Here is an 18,899-nt window from a genome sequence, read left to right on the forward strand (position 1 = left end):
ATCCATGTCGTTGACAGTTTTACACAGCGAGAGGCTTATCAACAGTGACACTTGTCGGAAAAACGCCGACCAATCGGACAGACTGTCCGGGCAATGCGATTCTCACCGTCGAACAGTTGCTGCAGCTGCCCTGCATGCTGGTCGGCAGCCCGCAGGTAATCGCCGATGCCCCGTCATTGAAGCGTCACATTGGCTGGGCGCATGTCTTGGAGAACCTCAACCCCGCCTCCTACCTGCGCGGCCAGGAGCTGGTCTTGACCACCGGCATCGGTTGGGGCGCACAGGCGGAGTTTGAACCGTTTGTTGCCGAATTAGTTGAGCTTCGAGCAGCGGCCTTGGTAGTGGAGCTCGGGGCCCATTGCCCCGAAGCTCCCGCGGGTCTTGTCCGCGCCTGCAAGGAGCAGCGCCTGCCATTGATTCTGCTGCACGAGCCGGTGGCATTCGTCGAGATCACCGAGACCTTGCATCAGCTGCTGTTCTCCGCGCAAACCCGGCGAATCGAAGCAGGCGGTGAAGTGACCGAGCATTTCACCGGCCTGATGCAACTAGGCGCCCCGGCAGCAACAGTTCTGAACGACTGTGCCAGGTTTCTTGGCTGCCCGGTGGTCTTCGAAGATTCCGGATACAATCTGCGGCGCTACGCCAGCACGGTGGAATTGCCATCGGATTTCTTTGACCACTGGCAGGATCGCTCGCGAGCCTCGCACCTCATGGGAAATACCGCGCGCCAGGTGACTCCGGTGCAAATCCACGGCAAGAATTTTGGCTCCTTGATCGCACCGGGCTCCGCCGCCCACCCGGCCGGCTCGCTGCATGTGCTGACCATGGCTGCCATCGCCTTGGGTACCGAGCTATTGCGCACAAGAGGTCCGGCGCTGTGGAAGTTCGATACGGCCTGCGAGCTGCTCGACGATCTGCTCAATAGCCGGGAAACCAATTTGAAGCTGCTGACCGGAAAATTTGAGGCTGCCGGATTCCCGGTCAGGCAACGGGCCCTGCGTGGCTTCGCTGTGCGGCTTGCTTCGGGGCAAGACCCGAAAGCCGCAGTGAAAGAAATTGAGCAGCATGCCGGAAATGGGATGAATCTAGTTATTGGTGCACTTCATTCACCAACGCCCAAACTCTTTGGCATCGTTTCGACCGCGAGCATCCAGCTGCAAGACGCCTTCCAGCAAGCGATGCGCCTAGCAGTGGAATCCCATGCCCTCGAAGGACCCCTCTATCTGGGCGAAACAGTTGCAGGGCTCGGGCAGATCCGGACCTCGATCGAGCAGGCTACCGAGGGCTGTGAACTGCGCTTGGAACCAAGCACTTCGGTAGTCTTGGCCGCCGACTACCCGCTGGCTCTACTCACCCATGAATTGCGCCACGAACCGGCCGTGCAACGCCTGCCACAGCAAGTGCTGGCGCCGATTTTGGCCTTGGAAGCCAACCGGCGCGATGAGTGCCTTCGCGTGCTCGAAGCCTATCTGGCCTCGCCAACCAACCGCTCCCAGGCAGCAACCCGCTGCCGGCTGTCGCGTTCGGTGTTCTACCAGCGCCTCGCGCTGCTGGAATCACTGCTTGAAGCGGATCTGAATGATGCGCGCACGCTGACGGTTCTGACGCTGAGCCTGAGCGTTTACCGGCAGAGCCAACGCCACTGACGGGAAGCGCTATAAAGCAGGATGCTCGCAGACCGTTCGCCACGAACGATCCACGAGCACCCTTCAACGGCATGCGACCTTCAGCCCGCCACGCGGAACTCTGCGCATCTGCCGGCTGGCTTGCGGGAAAAACGCTAGCGCAGCACCACCGTGCGTGAACCGTTGAGGAAAATCCGGTCTTCGCAGTGCCAGCGCACCGCGTCCGAGAGCGCCTTGCATTCGGTATCCCGACCGGCCGCGACAAGATCTTCCGGCCCGTAGCTGTGATCAACGTTCTGGACCTGCTGGGCGATGATCGGCCCCTCATCCAATTCGCTGTTCACGTAGTGCGCCGTCGCACCCACGGTCTTTACGCCGCGCTCAAAGGCCTGGTGATAAGGCTTGGCACCCTTGAAGGACGGGAGGAATGAATGGTGGATGTTGATCGCGCGTCCGGTGAGCTGCCGGGTGAGATCATCGGAGAGGACCTGCATGTACCTGGCGAGCACGACCAAGTCCACATCAAAACGGTCAACGAGCTCCATGAGCCGGGCCTCTGCCTCCGGCTTGGTCTCGGCGGTGACCGGAACGTGGAAGAACGGTATGCCGTTCCACTCCACCTGCTGGCGGTGATCCGGGTGGTTTGAGACGACCGCCGCGATCTCGACCGGCAGTTCCCCCATGCGCGCGCGGAACAGCAGGTCATGCAGGCAGTGCCCGAACTTTGACACCATGATCACCACGCGCTTCTTCTTGCCCGAGGCCCGCAGGCCCCAGGTGGCTTCGTGCTCTGTCGCCAGTTCGGTCAAGCTCGACTCCAATTCGGCGATTTCGGCAGCGACATTGGAAGTTTGGGACACTTCGAACTCAATGCGCATGAACAACGTCCCAGAACGCTGGTCATCATGCTGCTTCAGCTCCCGGATGTCCCCATGGTGCTTCAGCAGCAGACCGGTCACGGCATGGACAATCCCCGGGCGCTCTGCGCAGGTGAGGGTCAAGACATATTTATTGTTCAGTTCGGTCATTTTGCCGCTCCTTAGGTTCACCGAGATGACAGTGTCCCGTCATGCCTCGTACATTTCGTGGGGAATCGATGTGGTCTACGCCTGCGATCTGTCGTTGTTGACCAACCACGCCCTCCTTCTTGCATTGGCTCACCAATGCCAGAAGATCCGCACCCCTCCCAAGCAGGGTATCGCTGCTGTGAGCAATGATTTTAGATTAGGGGTGAATCCAATGCCAGTATCCCGCACGGCCCCAAGGTCCGTTCCGAAATCGGAAGTTGATTTCTGCATCTCAACTTCGGCAATCGACAGATCAAACCCTGATTCCAATCCCTGATATATCAATAACTGATCACAAGTCTATGTTCGCTGCGTCACAGCGTCAATAAGTTTCTTAGGGGATTTTTCATTGCCCGGAAAACCGCTGCATCAAGCGATTTTGCCACCCTACGGATCCACGTTCCCCCAGGCAAACGGGCGCACCTTCTTGGCTTTCAGGGCCGCCTGCGGCGCAAGTGCGCCAAGGCCTGATCTTCGTACTGGCGCCGCACCGGTGAGTGAACCGCTGGCGCTTGGTCCGCAACGATTCTTTCGCAGCTCTGAGGAAGTGACCGATTGGCACTCGAGCGATACCCTTTGATTATTGGCAACTGATATATGACCAGTGAAGAGAGCGACAATCTGATGCCCCCTAAGACCGCAGGCACCGATACGGGTACCCAATCGATGGCCGATCATGCCTATGGCGTACTTCGCGATCGCCTGGTACTGCTCGAAATCGCTCCCACCCACCCAATTCATGAGCCGCAACTAGCCGAAGAACTCGGCGTGGGGCGCACTCCGATTCGGGAAGCCTTGAAACGGCTGGAAACGGATCACCTGGTGGTTTCCTACCCGCGCCGCGGCACCTTTGCCACGGCCGTTGACTTCCACGAGCTGAACCATATTTCCGAAATCCGCCAGAGCCTCGAACCCCTGGCTGCCCGAAATGCGGCGGCCAATAAAGATGCCGGAGTCAGGGCCGAGATCACCAACTACCTGGACACCATCGATGCCCTGGATGGGAGCGTCGATCAGCGTTCGCTGCTGCTGCTAGACGTGCAAATCCACCGGCTCATCTACAAGGCCAGCGCCAATAAGCACCTTGAGGAAACCCTCGTCCGCTTGGATAATCTGGTGACACGGATCTGGTGCCTGGTGATTGATCAAATGCCGCCGATCGCCGAGCACATCACCGAACATTCGGCCTTGCTCCGTGCAATCCTCGAAGGCGAAGCTGAGCTGGCGGCGCAGTTGGTCTCGGCGCACGTCACGCACTTTGAGCAGGCCTTGCGTCGCGCACCCTGACGGACCGAGCTAGGCGATGGATTGCTCGGCCCGTCAGGCCTAGTGCGGAAGGACCTTGGCTTATTTGGTTGCCTTTTCGGTCTCCAGATCCCCGTCGGAGCCAAGGGAATCGGGCATGCCATTCGGGGAGCCCAACTCCGCAACGTACTCCTCGTCCAAATTTGCAAAAGCGTCCTTCGCTTCACCGTTCAAGGGCGCATTCTGCACCGTCACGATTGTCTGCTCGGTGGTCATCAGGCAGAACTGCTCTCCATCGTGCCGATCGATCCCATCGTCTACGGCTTGTTCGAGGACTTCGAGCGCAACCCTGCCTCGCAGCACCAGGGGGTCCTTGCTCAGATCTCTCCAAATCGCCACGCAGAGCAGCAGCATCACCAGCACGAACGGCAGCGCCGAGACGATGGTGATGTTCTTCAATCCGTTCAATGCCGCAGCCGGGTGGTCTCCTCCGGCCAGCAGCATGACCGCGGCCACCGCACCAACCGAAACACCCCAGAAAATCACCGACTTCTTGGACGGCTCCTCGGCACCGCGTTCGCTCAGCGCGCCCATGACGATGGAGGCCGAGTCGGCTCCGGTGACGAAGAAGATCGCGATCAATACCACCGTCAACGCGATGAGCACTGTTCCAAACCATGCGGGGAAGGGCAAACTTCCAAGCAGATCGAAAAGCACCGAATTGAAGTTGATATTCGGCACCCCATCCACCATCTGCGTCATGGCTTGGCCCATGTCTCCGGAACGTTCCGCCCGCTCCTGCAGGCCGATCGCACCGCCGCCGAAGATGGCGAACCAGATCAACGTCACCGTAGACGGCACCAGCAGCACTCCGGTGACGAATTGGCGGATGCTGCGGCCACGCGAGATGCGGGCAATGAAAAGACCGACAAACGGGGTCCATGAAACCCACCAGGCCCAGTAGAAGATAGTCCAGGATGACAACCAGGTGGCCATGGTTCCGTCGCCGGAAGAAGCCGTTCGCGAAGCCATTTCAGGCAGATCGCTGATAAAGGACCCCACCGCGTTTGGAATCACGTTCAAGATGAACAACGTTGGCCCACCGATGAACACGATGGCCGCGAGGATGACCGCAAGAATCATGTTGATATTCGAAAGCCATTGAATTCCGCGCTCAATGCCGGAAACCGCCGAACCGACGAACAAGGCGGTGAGAACCGCGATGATCAGGACCAGAACTCCGGAGCCCACGGTTGGCAGGAGTCCGGCAGACTGTATTCCGCCGCCGATTTGCAGCGCACCGAGTCCCAATGAGCAAGCCGACCCGAAAAGCGTCGCCAGGATGGCCAAGATGTTAATCGTCTTGCCGCCCCAGCCGTTGACCACCCGCTCACCAAAAATTGAGCTGAACATCGCGGAGAACAGCTGCGGCCGCCCCAAGCGGAAGCTTCCGTAGGCCATGCCCAAGCCGACAATCGCATACATGGCCCAGGGGAAGAGCGTCCAGTGGAACAGCGTGGTGCCCATGGCGGTGCCGACGGCCGCGGCGCTCTGCCCCTCAACCGTTCCCGGCGGAGGGGACATGTAGAAGAACAACGGTTCACCCACACCGTAGAACACCAGTCCGATGCCCATTCCGGTGGCAAACATCATGGAAATCCAGGAGATGGTGCTGAATTGCGGCTTCTCGCCATCCTTGCCCAGCGGGATGCGGCCGAAGTTCTTGGCCGCCACGACCAGCACGAATATGGTGAAGACGGTAGCCGCAATCACGAACATCCAACCGGTATTCGTGATCACCCAGTCCAAGGCCTTGCCCGCGGTATTTCCCAGACCTGTCGGCGAGGCGAACCCCCAAGCGATGAACGCCAGCGCCAGGGCGCCGGCAATTCCGAAAACCCAATAGTCGGTCCCGCCTGACGGGTATTTTCTCGGCCTGCGCCGGCGAGCCGAATGCAGCTCGCTGACTAGATCTTGAACTGGTTGATCACTGCGATTCATAGATTTTCCTTTGATGGTGGAACATGACGGCCTTCCGCAATGGCTCCGCGGCTTGGCCTGCCCGCAACCGGAAAACGGGCGCAACAAAGTCGTTGCTCGGTCAGGTTAAAGGCGGCGACCGCCGTGCTCGATGAACTGGCAGGGGCACGGCGGTCGCCGAATTATGCACCGGCTACGGCACAAACGCGGGGCCGAAGGAGTAAACCTTGCGTCCCCGCGCTGCGCTCCGCGAGCTAGGCGCCGATCAGGCCGTGCGGGTCGAGCACGAACTTCTGCGCCGCGCCCTCGTCGAAGGCCGCATATCCCTTGGGTGCGTCGGTCAACGGAATGGCGGTTGCGTTGACGTTTTTGGCGATCGAGACCTTGTCCGAAAGAATCGCCTGCATCAATCCTCGGTTGTACTTCATCGCCGGGCACTGGCCGGTGACGAAGGTATGGGACTTGGCAAAACCTAGCCCGAAGCGCATGGATAGCGAACCCTGCTTGGCCGCCTCGTCGCTGGCTCCGGGATCTCCGGTGACATACAACCCGGGGATGCCGAGGCTGCCGCCGGCCCGGGTGATCTCCATGAGCGAGTTCAGCACGGTGGCCGGCTGCTCCTTCCCGGCGTCGTGCCCGTGGCCGCGCGCCTCGAAGCCGACGGCGTCGATGCCGCAGTCGACCTCGGGCGTGCCCAGGATCTGTGCGATCTGCTCGCCCGGATCGCCGAGCGAGACGTCCACCGTCTCGCATCCGAAGCTGCGCGCTTGGGCTAGCCGGTCTGCGTTGAGATCCGCAACGATGACGGTGGCCGCGCCGAGCAATTGCGCCGAGGTGGCCGCCGCCAGGCCCACGGGACCGGCGCCGGCGACATATACGGTCGATCCGACGGTTACCCCGGCGCCAATGGCTCCGTGGTAGCCGGTGGGGAAGATGTCCGAAAGCATTGTCAGGTCAAGGATCTTCTCCATGGCCTGGTCTCGGTCCGGGAATTTCAGCGCGTTCCAGTCTGCGTATGGAACCAGCACGTATTCGGCTTGCCCGCCGACCCATCCGCCCATGTCCACGTAGCCGTAGGCGGAACCCGGACGGTCCGGGTTGACGTTCAAGCAGATGCCGGTCTGTCCGACCTTGCAGTTGCGGCAGCGGCCGCAGGAGATGTTGAAGGGCACCGAAACGATGTCCCCCACCTTGAGGAATTCCACGTCGCGGCCGACTTCGATCACTTCTCCGGTGATCTCGTGGCCCAGCACAAGGCCCTCCGGGGCAGTGGTGCGGCCACGGACCATATGCTGGTCGGAGCCGCAGATGTTGGTGGCGATGGTGCGCAGGATGACGCCGTGGTGGACCTGGCGGCCAATGTTTGCCGGGTGGACTCCCGGGCCGTCCTTCAATTCGAATTCCGGATACGGCGAATCGATGAGTTCGACCTTGCCTGCGCCGGCGTAGCTTACTGCCAAGTTGCCCATGGTGGACCTTTCCCTTGAAATATCAGTTGGATACTAATTGGAATTAGGCCAAGTCTCCTCATGAGTGTGATCTATGTCAATAGGAAACCGAAACTTGACTCGCGCTCCCGCCGATGCCAGAGGGAGGGGCTACCCGTCCAATTCCTCGGTCAATCGCTGGGAAATAATGCTCTTTGCGGTGCTCTGCAGAACCGTCAAAGATTCCTCGATGAGCGGCGCCCCCTTGCTGCCCTTGCGCGTCACCGCGACGATTCGCCGCGATGGCTTGATTGCTCCGGAGATTCGGCGGCGCACCACATTCTCCGCACTGCCCAAGGTCGCCAAGCGCGGCATCAACCCCACTCCCAGTCCCGCCCCGATGAAGGCGATCATCGTTTCCCACTCGACCGCCTCGTGGGCAATATGCGGGGTGACCCCCAGCGAGGTGAAGGCGGCAACGAACAGGGCTCGATAGACCGATTGCTCCGAGTCCGAGATCCACGGATCCTCGGCGAGCTCTGAGAGCGACACCGATTTATTCATCGCCAGCCGATGCTCCGCGGGCAGCACCACATCGAGCGGGTCATCGAGCAGCACCGTCTGCTCGAACTTGGCGTTGCCGCCACTTGATCCAGGTGTTTGCGATGCCACGATCACGGCGAGGTCGATCCGCTCGGCCAGCAATAGATCCAGGCAGCGCTGCGGCTGGGCCTCCATGAGCCGCACCTCGACATGCGGCCGCGTTCTGCGCAGGGTCGATGCCAGCGGGGCCAGCAGCTGCGCTGCCGCCGTCGAAAAACCGCCCAGCCCGAAATCGCCCTGGACCTGCCCTTCGGCCGACAGCGCCGAGGACCGCAGCAGCTCCCATTGCGTCACAATGTCGTCGAGTCCCGCCACAAAGTGCCGGCCCGCGACGGTCAACCGCACCCCGCGCCCATCCTTGATCATCAGCTTGATTCCCAGGGAACGCTGCAGCTCACGAAGCTGTGCGGAGACCGCCGATGGCGAGTATCCGGTGAGTTCGGCGGTCCGTGCAATGGTGCCCGCCGAGGAGAAGACTCGAAGGGTAATGAGTCGAGGATCAATCATGCACCTATTCTGCACGATTTCATTCACTTTCTTGCGCTTTTCTTGTTGGCCGATTGTTTCTAGTCTCGACTCATATGGTGATTCGACTCACAAAGGATCTTCCCTATTTTCACATTCATGGGCGCCTGCAGGCGTCCGGCTTCTAGGAGTAAAATATGACCGCTTCGGTAAGCACTCCGCACTCGACGCGTGGCAAGCTCGCCTCAACGGTAAGCGATGAACAGCTCGCCGAGATTACCGAACTCTTTCAGAATCGGCGCAAGGGCTACTCGCTTGAAGCACCGTTGTATACGGATCCTGCGGTATTCAAGGTCGAGATGCAGGCAATCTTCGGAACCCACTGGCTCTTTGCCGCCAGCGTTGCCGAAATCCCGGAGGCCGGAGACTACGTCACCCTCGACTACGGGCCGCATTCGCTGATCGTCTTGCGCACCGATGACGGAGGCGTCAACGTGCTGCACAACGTGTGCCGCCACCGCGGGGCCCGCGTGCTGACCGAAGCTTCGGGCAGCACCGGCAACCTGGTGTGCGGCTATCACTCATGGACCTACTCCCCCGAGGGCAACCTGATCCACGCCTCGGCTCCGGGCGAGGGAACCTTTGACAAGAATTGCTTTGCGCTCAAGCGCGCCCACGGCCGGATCCACGCCGGGCTGATCTTTGTGTCCTTGGCCAAGGAGCCACCTGAGGATTTCGACCAGGTCGCCGAAATTTTCGAACCCTACCTGGCCCCGCATGATATTTCCCGCGCCAAGGTCGCCTACCAGCAGAACATCATCGAAGAGGGCAACTGGAAGCTGGTGATGGAGAACAACCGCGAGTGCTACCACTGCGATGGCCACCCGGAACTAGCCTGCTCGCTGTTCCCCACCTGGGGACTGACCGACGAGACCGTCCCTACGCATCTCGAAGAAGTCTGGGAACGCAACCAGAAAGCCCAGGCAGGGCTGGAAGAGCGCTGCCGCCGCTACGGGATCCCGTACGAAGTCGTCGAGGAGCTGGACACCCGCGTCGCGGGGATCCGCATTTCCCGTGAATCCCTGGATGGCGACGGAGAGTCCTTCTCCGCCGACGGGCACCGGCTCTCGAAGAAGCTGCTCGGCGAGCTGCGCGACTTCCGCTTGGGCCGCTGCTCCATGCACCTGCAGCCCAATAGCTGGTTCCATTTCCAGTCCGACCACGTGATCACCTTCGCCGCGTTCCCTATTAACGAGCATCAGACCCTGGTGCGCACCACCTGGCTCGTGGCCGACGATGCAGTGGAGGGCGACGACTACGATCTGGAGACGCTCACCCACACCTGGAAGCAGACGAATCTGCAGGACAAGGCCTTTGTCGAGCTCTGCCAGTCCGGAGCCAACAGCCCCGCCTACGAACCCGGCCCGTACATGAAGAGCGAATACCAGGTCGAAGCATTCATCAACTGGTACACGCAGCGCGTTTTGGAGCACCTGGCATGACCGGTACCGCCAAGCTCCTGAGCAGCGCCCAGCGCCTGCGCGGGCTGGAAATGCCCTGGAACAGGGTGCTCAGCAGCCAAGAAGGCCCGGCGAGCGCAGCCCGCGCACTGGGCCCCTGGCACCCCCAGGAATTCCTGGCCGAATGCGTGCAGACCATCGAGGAAGCCGGCGGGCTGATGACCTTCGTCTTCCGCCGCCTCGATGGCGCCCCGCTGGCATTCCGCGCAGGCCAGTACCTGAACATCGCCTTTCCCGTACATGGCGAAGACCAGGAGACGGTGGATCGCAGCTATTCGATTTCCAGCGCGCCCACCGTGCCCTGGACCTTCAATGTCAGCATCAAGCGCGACCCCAAGGGACTGGTCTCCACCTGGGCGCACGAGAACCTGCGTCCGGGCATGGTGCTGGACATGCTCGGCCCGGTCGGGGCCTTCCACCTAGGCGATTCCGACCGCCGCGCCCGCTTCCTGTTCCTGGGGGCCGGGGCCGGGGTCACCCCGATCATGTCGATGGTGCGCACCATCCACTCGCTGCCCGGCCAGGCCGATGTGGTGGTGCTCTGCCATGGCACCGTGCCCGGAGACTTCCCGTTCTGGCGCGAGCTGGAATACATCAAGCAGGTCGATCCGCGCATCAGGGTCTCCTACTCGCTGGGCAACCGCGAAAAACCCGCAGACTGGGACGGATACTCCGGACGGCTCACCGCTGAAATGATCGAGGCGGTAGCCCCGGATGCCAACGGCCGCAAGGTGTTCGCCTGCGGTCCGGAAGGATATCTGAACTCGGCCACCAAGCTGCTGCGCGAAGTCGGCGTGGATGACACCTCGGTGTTCATGGAGTTCTTCTCCGGCGACCGCAAGACGCTGCTCGAATACCAGGCAGAAATCGCACTGGCAGAGGGCATCGCGGAAGAAGTCGCCGAATCGGTGGAGGAGTTCTACGAGAGCCAGCCCCCGGAACTGAGCATGTACGAGCCGGACTATGACGAAACGGGCACCCTGGAGGCCGTCGGCCAAAAGCTGGTCGTGGTCGACTCCGATGCTCCGTTGCCGCCGGCCGAGCCGCTGGTCAGCGAAGAAGAGCCACCTGCCGCCTCCTCCTTCCCCACGGTGGGCGAGGGCGAGCTGACCATGACCTTCCTGCGGACCGCGATCAACGTCAAGATCAATTCGGATGAGCGCATCCTCGGGGTAGCCCAACGCGCAGGAGTGCGCATCGGGGCCAACTGCCAGGAAGGCATGTGCGGCTCCTGCAAGGTCGTCAAGCTCGAAGGGGACGTGGAGATGAACCACCAGGGCGGCATTCGCGCCCGGGAGATCACCGCCGGCAAGTTCTTGCCCTGCTGCTCCACCGCACAAACCGATCTGGTCATCGATGCCTAGGCATCGCGGCCACATCCTCCCGTACCGCCAGCAGTTGCTCCACCACACCATCAGTACTTAAGGAGTCCCCCATGTCTCAAACTTCACCTCGGGTAGTAATCATCGGAGCCGGAATCGTCGGCGCCAACCTGGCGGACGAACTTGTCCAACTGGGCCACACCAATACCTTGGTTATCGAACAGGGCCCGCTGGATATCCCCGGCGGCTCGACCTCGCACGCCCCGGGCCTGGTCTTCTCGTCCAACGGGTCGAAATCCATGACCGAATTCGCGCAGTACACCATCGAGAAGCTCGACTCGCTGGTGGGCGCCGACGGCCGTGGCTCCTACCTGCGCGTGGGCGGGCTGGAGATCGCCACCACCGAGGCGCGCTTGGCCGATCTGCATCGCCGCGCCGGATGGAACCGCTCCTATGGGGTGGAAGCGCACGTGGTCGACGCGGAGGATTGCCTGAAGAAGTTCCCGATGCTCAACCCCGAGCTGGTGCTCGGCGGCCTCTACACGCCGAACGACGGATTGGCCCTGGCCGCCAAGGGAACCCAATTGGTGATGGAACGCGCCAAGGCCACGGGCGTGGAATTCCGCGACCGCACGGTGGTCACCGATATCGAGCAATCCGGCGGAAAGGTCACCGCGGTCATCTGCGGCGAGGACCGCTTCGAGGCAGATATCGTAGTCTCCTGCGCGGGTTTCTGGGGCCCGAATATCGGAAAGATGGTGGGCACCGAGATCCCGCTGCTGCCTTTGGGACACCAGTTCGCCTGGACCACCCCGGCACCGAGCCTCGCGGGCATCAACGAACTGCCCAACGGCGCCAGCCGGCCGATCCTGCGCTACCAGGATCGCGATCTCTACTACCGCGAGTGGGGAGACCGCATCGGCATCGGCTCCTACGCGCACCGCCCGATGCCCGTGGACCTGGACACCCTGCGGACCTACAAGCCCGAGGAAATCACCTCCGAGCGGATGCCCTCCTCGCTGGACTTCACCCCCGAGGACTTCGCCGCCGAATGGGAAGCGACCAAGGAGCTGCTGCCGGATCTGCGCAATACGCAGATCCAGCGCGGCTTCAACGGGATCTTCTCCTTCACCCCGGACGGCGGTTCGCTGGTGGGCCAGTCCAAGGAGGTCGACGGCTTCTTCGTGGCCGAGGCCGTGTGGGTCACCCACGCGCCGGGCATCGCCAAGGCCGTGGCCGAGCTGATCACCACCGGGCAGTCGAAGACCGATTTGAGCGACTGCGACCTGAACCGCTTCGAGGACATGCAGACCACCAAGGAGTACGTCAGCGAAACCTCGCAGCAGAACTTCGTGGAAATCTACGATATCCGCCACCCGCTGGAGCCGCGGCTGAAGCCACGCAATGTGCGCACCAGCCCGTTCTTCTCCCGCCAGCAGGAACTGGGAGCCTTCTTCCTGGAAGGCACCGGCTGGGAGCGCCCGCACTGGTACGAGGCCAACGCCGCCCTGCTCGAGCAGCTGCCCGAGGATTGGGCCGCCCCGGCGCGCGATGACTGGTCGGACATGTTCCACTCGCCGATTGCCGCGGTGGAAGCCTGGAAGACGCGCACCGCCGTGGCGATGTTCGACATGACACCGCTCAAGCGCGTGGAGGTCACCGGCCCCGGAGCCGGGCAGATGCTCCAGGGCTTGACCACGGCGAATATGCTGCGCGCCCCGGGCATGGTCAGCTACACCCTGCTGCTGGACGCCGCCGGCGGCATCACCAGCGATATCACCGTGGCCCGCATCTCCGAAGAGCTCTACCAGGCCGGCATCAACTCGAATGTGGATGTCGCCTACCTCAGCCGGGAAGCCCGCAAGTTCAACGAGGCAAACCCGGGCCAGTGGGTCGCGGTACGCGATATCACGGCCGGGACTTCCTGCATCGGTTTGTGGGGGCCGTTGGCCCCAGAGGTGATGGCCAAGGTCAGCGAAGACGATATGAGCAACGAGGGGCTGAAGTACTTCCGCACCAAGCAGATCTCCATCGCCGGCATTCCGGTGACCGCGATGCGCCTGTCCTACGTGGGCGAGTTCGGCTGGGAGCTCTACGCCTCGGCGGATGTCAGCGCACGGCTCTGGGATGTACTCTTCGAAGCCGGCCAAGAGCACGGCATCATCGCCGGTGGACGCGAAGCGTTCAACTCCATGCGATTGGAGAAGGGCTTCCGCTCCTTCGGCACCGACGTGACCAGCGAGCACGAGCCGGAACAGGCAGGGCTCGGCTTCGCGGTCAAGGCCGCCAAGACCGTGGACTTCGCGGGCAAGTCCGCCCTGGCGGACCGCGCCGCCGCGGCCACCAAGCGGCTGCGCTGCCTGACCGTTGATGATGGCGTGTCCGTGGTTCTGGGCAAGGAACCGGTCTACGTGGACGGGGAACCGGCCGGCTATGTCACCAGTGCCACCTTTGGCTACACGGTGCGCAAGCCCATCGCCTACGCCTGGCTGCCGAAGTCGGTGCAGACCGGAGATGCGGTGCAGATCGAGTACTTCGGTAAGCCGATCGCCGCGACCGTGGTCGACGACCCGCTGTACGATCCGCAGATGGACCGGCTGCGCGGAGTTTCGCTGGCCACCTCGGCCAGCTAGCTGCTTCCAGCCATCGAGAGGCCGGGAAGCTGTTCGTTATGAACAGCTTCCCGGCCTCTTGCCGTATATACGTATATATAAGTACGAGACGCGCGCTGTGTTCTGGTTTCCGCCTCGTTTGATCATCAGTGGAACTACCCTGGGTAGCTCAAGACCGGGCTTCGTCGTTGGCATCCTGCGGGTTGGGCTACCGAGCACGTTAGGGCGTTCAGCAAATAACTTCACTCCGCCGGCGACGAAACAGCGGCATTACCTGAACATGCCATTCGCGAATAGACCTAGGGCGAGCATCATTGAGCGCATACTGCAGGATTCGCTGGGTTGAGGAGTCCTGTCGTCACGGCCTTCGGCAATACAGCACAGGGATTTTGCCCGCTGATAGTGGTGTCAATTTTATACTGTTAACGGTATAATATTGACATGAAGCAAAGCTATAGAGACATCTTGCGAGAGATCGCCTACGACAACTATGGCTACGTCACTGTCACCGGCGCCACCGACGCTGGTGTGCCGGCGGTGGAGCTGCCAAAACTTGCCGCCCGAGGCGGTTTGGAACACACCGGGTACCGCCTTTACCGGGTCACCGACATTCCACCAACTGACCACGATCAGTTCGCGGAAGCCACCTTGCGGGCGGGCGCCGATTCCCACCTGCGAGGAGAAACTGTCCTTGCCCTCCTGGGCCTGGCGGATGTGAACCCTCGAAAGATTACAGTTGGTACAACCCATCGCGTACGTCGAGCCATGCCTAGCTATATAAATCTCGTTCGAGCTTCCGTAGACACAAAAGTGACTCACTATCAGGGGATTCCGGCGCAACGGGTTGCCGAAGCCCTCATTGAATGCCGCGGACAAGTACCCGCATCACGACTACGAGACGCCGCGACCAGGGCCCGCGCCGAAGGACTTCTCACCTCTGCAGAATGGCGCCAGGTACGTAAGGAACTTTCCGTATGAAGTATCCAACCCCACCCGCAAATCTCACAGCGCTCAACCAGCGCATTAGAAACTTAGAAGGTGAGGAAAGCTTAGTCACCCGGCGACGCACCTCCATGGCACTGGTCATTGTCGGGCAAATGCTCCCCGGAGGATCCGTAAAAGGTGGAAGTGCTATGGCATTGCGATATGGCACTGGAACACGATTCACGCGTGACCTCGACGCCGCACGGGCCAGTGGACTGGCAAAGTTCCGCGATGATTTCGCAGATCGCCTCCTAGAAGGATGGGAGGGCTTCACCGGACGTCTTGTTGAAAAGAAGCAACTGAAACCCGCAGGAGTCCCGGCTTCCTATGTAATGAAACCCTTCGACGTCAAGCTCGACTACAAGGGTAAAGCATGGTGCACCGTCCCCTTTGAACTGGGCCACAATGAAATCGGCGACGCGGAACACCCCGTACTGGTTCTTGCTGAGAACCTTATCGACATGTTCACTTCTCTCGGCTTACCATCCCCAGCTCCTGTGCCGGTAATGCCAGCAGATCATCAAATCGCCCAGAAAATCCATGCATCTACCGCTCCTGGAAGTGACCGAGCCCGGGACCTCGTAGACCTTCAGCTGCTGGGCACCCAAGAGCAACTAGATCTCACGCAAGTACGATCAACCTGCGTCCGACTCTTCACTTACCGCAAAGCGCACCCTTGGCCACCTGTAGCGGTTGAAGAAACCGACTGGGAATCCCTCTATGCCGAAGCAGCAAATGGACTCAACGTAGCCGCTGATGTCATCTCCGCCGTTCAATGGGTCAACGAATTCATCGCCCAGATCGATCACGCCCCATCTACCACTTCTAACCCCCATTCTTCATCAACTGGGCCCAACCATTGAGCCGTGATGATGCGAAGCTCTCTCACTACCGCAGTAGACTTCGAGACTTGGTGTCCAATTTGTCCCAGTTCTACGTGGAGCTCATTCAACCGCATACACCTGGCTCATTTACAAGGTGGCGGCACTTCGAATTGCACTGCCCGTTGATCTGAACCACCCGCAACACGGCATGGGCCGTTTGCGGTGGGCAGGCCACGCCAACGCTCGAACGGCAAATATCTCTGGAACACAAAGAAAGCCGCTGCATCATCGGCCTTCCAAGCGATGATGCAGCGGCTATTTTTTCCAGCGCGGCGCCGGCGCCAGATCCCACTCCGGATCCAGGCCAACGCGCACCGTGAAGATACTATTGTTGCCTTGTACCTGCCGGTTCAACGTCCTAAGCAACCATGCGGGCTGGCTTGCCTTGCACTTGTGCCCTAAACGCTGGCGAACAGCTACCGGCGTCCGGCCATGGGAGCTCCTTTCGATGCGGCATTTTCAAGGGCGGCTAGCGCCGCCTGCGTTGCGTGCAGGATCAACAGGGCGGTGGTTACCGTGCCTACTCCCCCGGGCACCGGGCTCATCGCCCGGACCAGTGGCTGCACCGACTCCGCGTGAACATCGCCTACCAGCTGGCCATCCTCGGTGACATTGGTGCCCACATCGATGACTACCGACGAATCGCTGACCTCGTTGCCGGTGAGCAGGTTCGCCCGGCCAACCGCCACAACGGTCACCGCCGCGCCCCTGGTAATCTCGGCGAGATTGGTGGTTCGAGAATGGCAGATGCTCACCGTTGCGTCGCGCTGCAGCAAGAGCTGGGCGAGCGGTTTGCCCACCACCGCGGAACGGCCCACCACCGCAACGTGCTCTCCGGCGAGTGGGACTTGATAGTGTTCGAGGATTTCGATGACCGAACGTGCCGTAGCCGGCGCAAAGGCCGGCTGGCCCACGCTGAGCCTGCCCAGGCTCAGCGGGTTGGCTCCATCAATATCCTTGGCCGGGTCAATCAGCTGCACCAGGGAGGCCGGGTCAACCGATTCGGGCAGCGGCGTCTGCAGAATGATGCCGTGCACCGTCTCGTCTGCGTTCAAGGCCCGGATCGCTTGGGCAATCTCCGACTGGGTGCCGGTGGCCAAGTCGAGCACCTGGCAGTGAACTCCGAGCCGTTCGGCGGCGCGTTCAATGGAGCGCACATACCAGGACGTTGCCTCGTTGTCGGTTGCGAGCACCACCGCCACCCGGGCGGTGATCCCTTCGCTCGCCAGCCGCGAAACGAGTTGGCCGGTGCGTTCACGGATGGCTGCGGCCACCGGCTGTCCGGCGAGGCGTTGCGCGGTCATGCAGCCACCACCAAGCGGACCTGCGCGCTGAGTGCTTCTGCCGCCACGATCGCGTCGGCGGCTTGGCTGGCCACGAGGCTCAAGCGTTCGCGCTGTTCGGCTTCCTGTATTGCCGCAATATTCATTTCCAGCGTCACCAGCGCGGTACCCAGGGCGGCTCGCGCCGCTTCGGCGGCTGCAGCCACATCGCTGATCACCGATCGGTTTCCGATCTCGACCAAACGCTGGGCGAGCTCAATGACCACCGCGGAGGATTCAACGGTTGAGACCAACGGTGCGGCCGCGGCAATGGTGGCGCTTTGTATGGCCGCGGTGCGCGCTGCCTGTTGCTCTTCATCCTCCTTGGGCATCCTGTATGCATCGCCTAAGGCCCCGAACAATCGTTCGTCTTCCTGCGCCTCGAACAGCGCCGAACGCATCAGTACGCGTGCGTGTTTGGCGATCGGCTGAGCTTTGTCCTCGACCTCTCGGAATCGCGGTCCGGAGGTAAACTCGGCAACCATGGACACCAGCGCGGCGCCCTGGGCGGCGTGCAAGGCCGCGGCAGCACCTCCCCCCGGAGTAGGCGCCTTAGAAGCGAGCCGTTCAAGGTAGCTGGTGATAGTTTCGTTGGAGATCATTGGGTTTTACCCTCGCTCAGAATGCTTGGCTGTGGAGCCCTAGGCCAACCGGAGTGAAGATTTTGCGTCCGGGCCGGAGCAGCATGCAAGTGCAGCACCGGCCATTCGTGACGGTTATTCGCATGGCCTCAAGACCGTTGGATTTCGCGCGAATCAAGGGCAGCCTTGGGGCTCGACACAAAATCTTCACTTAGTATCCAATTGGTATATCAGGTTACCTTGAAGCCTAAAACACATGCCGAATGCAGGTCAAGAGTTTTTTGCTCCGCTTAGGAGAAAGCGGCCTCGAATGCCCCACTCCTGCCAGCGTGCGCCGAAGAGTGTACGCCGGATAAGCATCGCGCCCTTAGGTCCGGATCTAATCAATCCAGGCTTTGCCCATTTCCACGAGGAGCGATTGAAAGGCGTTTTCGGCCGGAGCCCGAACTCGATCCCGGCGTTGGGCGAGGACCACACTGCGCGGCGCAGCGGCTTCGCCCAGCGACAGGATCTTGACCCCTGGATGGTTGTTCATCACCGCGGACTTCGGGGCCAGGGCGATGCCCAATCCCACCGAGACCATGGCCTGCGCCTCCTGGTAGTCATTTGCCTGAAAGGAAATCTTCGGCGAAAACCCAGCGGCGTTACAGGTCCGCTCCAAAAGCTCCGCCACCTATGCTCATTCGCGCGGACGATCCGCTGCTCTTGCGCCGTATCTGCCATGTCGATCTCATCAAGCTTTGCCAAAGGATGCTCTACCCCAACCACAAGTACCGTCGGCTCGGTGAACAGCGTCGTCAGCTCGAAATCCGCACGATTCAACTTGTGCCACTCATACTCCCAGAGCAACCCCAAGGAAATTTCCGCCTTGGAGAGCAGCGAAATGAGCTCTTCCAATCGGGTACTGCGCACATCGAGATTGACCGAGGGGTACAACTTGCGGAAGCGGCTGATCACCAGCGGCATGAACGAGCTTCCGAGTGTAGGAAAAGTCCCCAAGCTCAGGCTTCCGCTTTTCAATCCCGCCAGTTGGTCCAGGTCTGCGACTGCGGCATCCATCTACTGCAAGATGCGCCTCGCGTGGGATGCGAGAACATGACCCGCGTCGGTAGGAGTCATGCCGCGCGCGTGGCGCTGCAGCAGAGGCTGACCGACCTCTTCCTCGAGCTTGCGCAGCTGCTGGGATCAGGGCTCTGGACATCGGTAGAAAATTAATGAGTCGCCGCTAAGCCCTTCACCCGATACCGCAACACCCGATCCGT

General features: G+C 61.2%; 14 protein-coding genes and 1 pseudogene. 7 read left to right on the plus strand and 8 right to left on the minus strand.

What is annotated here, in order from left to right:
• Positions 1-44: 44 nt before the first annotated feature.
• Entirely contained in the window at positions 45-1,646 is a 1,602-nt protein-coding gene (locus CQ015_RS14955; RefSeq protein ID WP_146114075.1) for a PucR family transcriptional regulator, read from the plus strand.
• Positions 1,647-1,780: 134 nt separating this feature from the next.
• Here the strand turns inward: CQ015_RS14955 and purU are convergent, their stop codons facing one another.
• On the minus strand, positions 1,781-2,653 hold the full coding sequence (gene purU / locus CQ015_RS14960) for a formyltetrahydrofolate deformylase (protein WP_096255420.1): 873 nt from the start codon (positions 2,651-2,653) through the stop codon (positions 1,781-1,783).
• Positions 2,654-3,316: 663 nt separating this feature from the next.
• Here purU and CQ015_RS14965 point away from each other — a divergent pair.
• On the plus strand, positions 3,317-3,979 hold the full coding sequence (locus CQ015_RS14965; RefSeq protein WP_105650529.1) for a GntR family transcriptional regulator: 663 nt from the start codon (positions 3,317-3,319) through the stop codon (positions 3,977-3,979).
• A 60-nt stretch (positions 3,980-4,039) separates the two neighbouring features.
• Here the strand turns inward: CQ015_RS14965 and CQ015_RS14970 are convergent, their stop codons facing one another.
• The 3 genes from CQ015_RS14970 to CQ015_RS14980 form a co-directional block, all read right to left on the minus strand.
• Entirely contained in the window at positions 4,040-5,938 is a 1,899-nt protein-coding gene (locus CQ015_RS14970) for a BCCT family transporter (RefSeq protein WP_105650517.1), read from the minus strand.
• 233 nt (positions 5,939-6,171) lie between these two features.
• Positions 6,172-7,386, minus strand: a complete 1,215-nt coding sequence (gene fdhA, locus CQ015_RS14975; protein ID WP_105650518.1) for a formaldehyde dehydrogenase, glutathione-independent — start codon at positions 7,384-7,386, stop codon at positions 6,172-6,174.
• Positions 7,387-7,515: 129 nt separating this feature from the next.
• Complete coding sequence (locus CQ015_RS14980) at positions 7,516-8,454, minus strand: LysR family transcriptional regulator (RefSeq protein WP_105650519.1); 939 nt, start codon at positions 8,452-8,454, stop codon at positions 7,516-7,518.
• A 155-nt stretch (positions 8,455-8,609) separates the two neighbouring features.
• On the opposite strand from CQ015_RS14980, the gene CQ015_RS14985 reads away from it, so the two are divergent.
• From CQ015_RS14985 to CQ015_RS15005, 5 genes are all read left to right on the plus strand, one after another.
• The gene (locus CQ015_RS14985; protein ID WP_105650520.1) at positions 8,610-9,914 is read left to right on the plus strand and encodes an SRPBCC family protein; all 1,305 of its coding nucleotides are present in this window, start codon (positions 8,610-8,612) and stop codon (positions 9,912-9,914) included.
• Positions 9,911-11,296 (plus strand): flavin reductase family protein, encoded by a 1,386-nt coding sequence (locus tag CQ015_RS14990; RefSeq protein WP_105650521.1) that lies wholly within the window; start codon positions 9,911-9,913, stop codon positions 11,294-11,296. The genes CQ015_RS14985 and CQ015_RS14990 overlap by 4 nt, the downstream gene beginning before the upstream one ends.
• A gap of 71 nt (positions 11,297-11,367) precedes the next feature.
• Positions 11,368-13,887, plus strand: a complete 2,520-nt coding sequence (locus tag CQ015_RS14995; RefSeq protein WP_105650522.1) for an FAD-dependent oxidoreductase — start codon at positions 11,368-11,370, stop codon at positions 13,885-13,887.
• A 420-nt stretch (positions 13,888-14,307) separates the two neighbouring features.
• Positions 14,308-14,844, plus strand: a complete 537-nt coding sequence (locus CQ015_RS15000) for a hypothetical protein (protein ID WP_105552559.1) — start codon at positions 14,308-14,310, stop codon at positions 14,842-14,844.
• Complete coding sequence (locus CQ015_RS15005; protein ID WP_105569413.1) at positions 14,841-15,713, plus strand: nucleotidyl transferase AbiEii/AbiGii toxin family protein; 873 nt, start codon at positions 14,841-14,843, stop codon at positions 15,711-15,713. Before CQ015_RS15000 ends, CQ015_RS15005 begins: the two co-directional genes overlap by 4 nt.
• Positions 15,714-16,150: 437 nt before the next feature.
• On the opposite strand, the gene CQ015_RS15010 is transcribed toward CQ015_RS15005, so the two are convergent.
• From CQ015_RS15010 to CQ015_RS19610, 4 genes and pseudogenes are all read right to left on the minus strand, one after another.
• On the minus strand, positions 16,151-17,038 hold the full coding sequence (locus CQ015_RS15010) for a bifunctional 5,10-methylenetetrahydrofolate dehydrogenase/5,10-methenyltetrahydrofolate cyclohydrolase (protein WP_105552557.1): 888 nt from the start codon (positions 17,036-17,038) through the stop codon (positions 16,151-16,153).
• Positions 17,035-17,658 carry a cyclodeaminase/cyclohydrolase family protein gene (locus CQ015_RS15015; protein ID WP_105552556.1) on the minus strand — a complete coding sequence of 208 codons (624 nt, stop codon included), beginning with the start codon at positions 17,656-17,658 and terminating at the stop codon, positions 17,035-17,037. The genes CQ015_RS15010 and CQ015_RS15015 overlap by 4 nt, the downstream gene beginning before the upstream one ends.
• 358 nt (positions 17,659-18,016) lie before the next feature.
• A pseudogene (locus tag CQ015_RS19605) lies at positions 18,017-18,696 on the minus strand (substrate-binding domain-containing protein).
• The gene (locus tag CQ015_RS19610; RefSeq protein WP_374955695.1) at positions 18,697-18,813 is read right to left on the minus strand and encodes a LysR family transcriptional regulator; all 117 of its coding nucleotides are present in this window, start codon (positions 18,811-18,813) and stop codon (positions 18,697-18,699) included.
• Between the last annotated feature and the right edge of the window lie 86 nt (positions 18,814-18,899).

The sequence above is a fragment of the Arthrobacter sp. MYb221 genome, from assembly GCF_002979835.1.
GTDB lineage: Bacteria > Actinomycetota > Actinomycetes > Actinomycetales > Micrococcaceae > Glutamicibacter.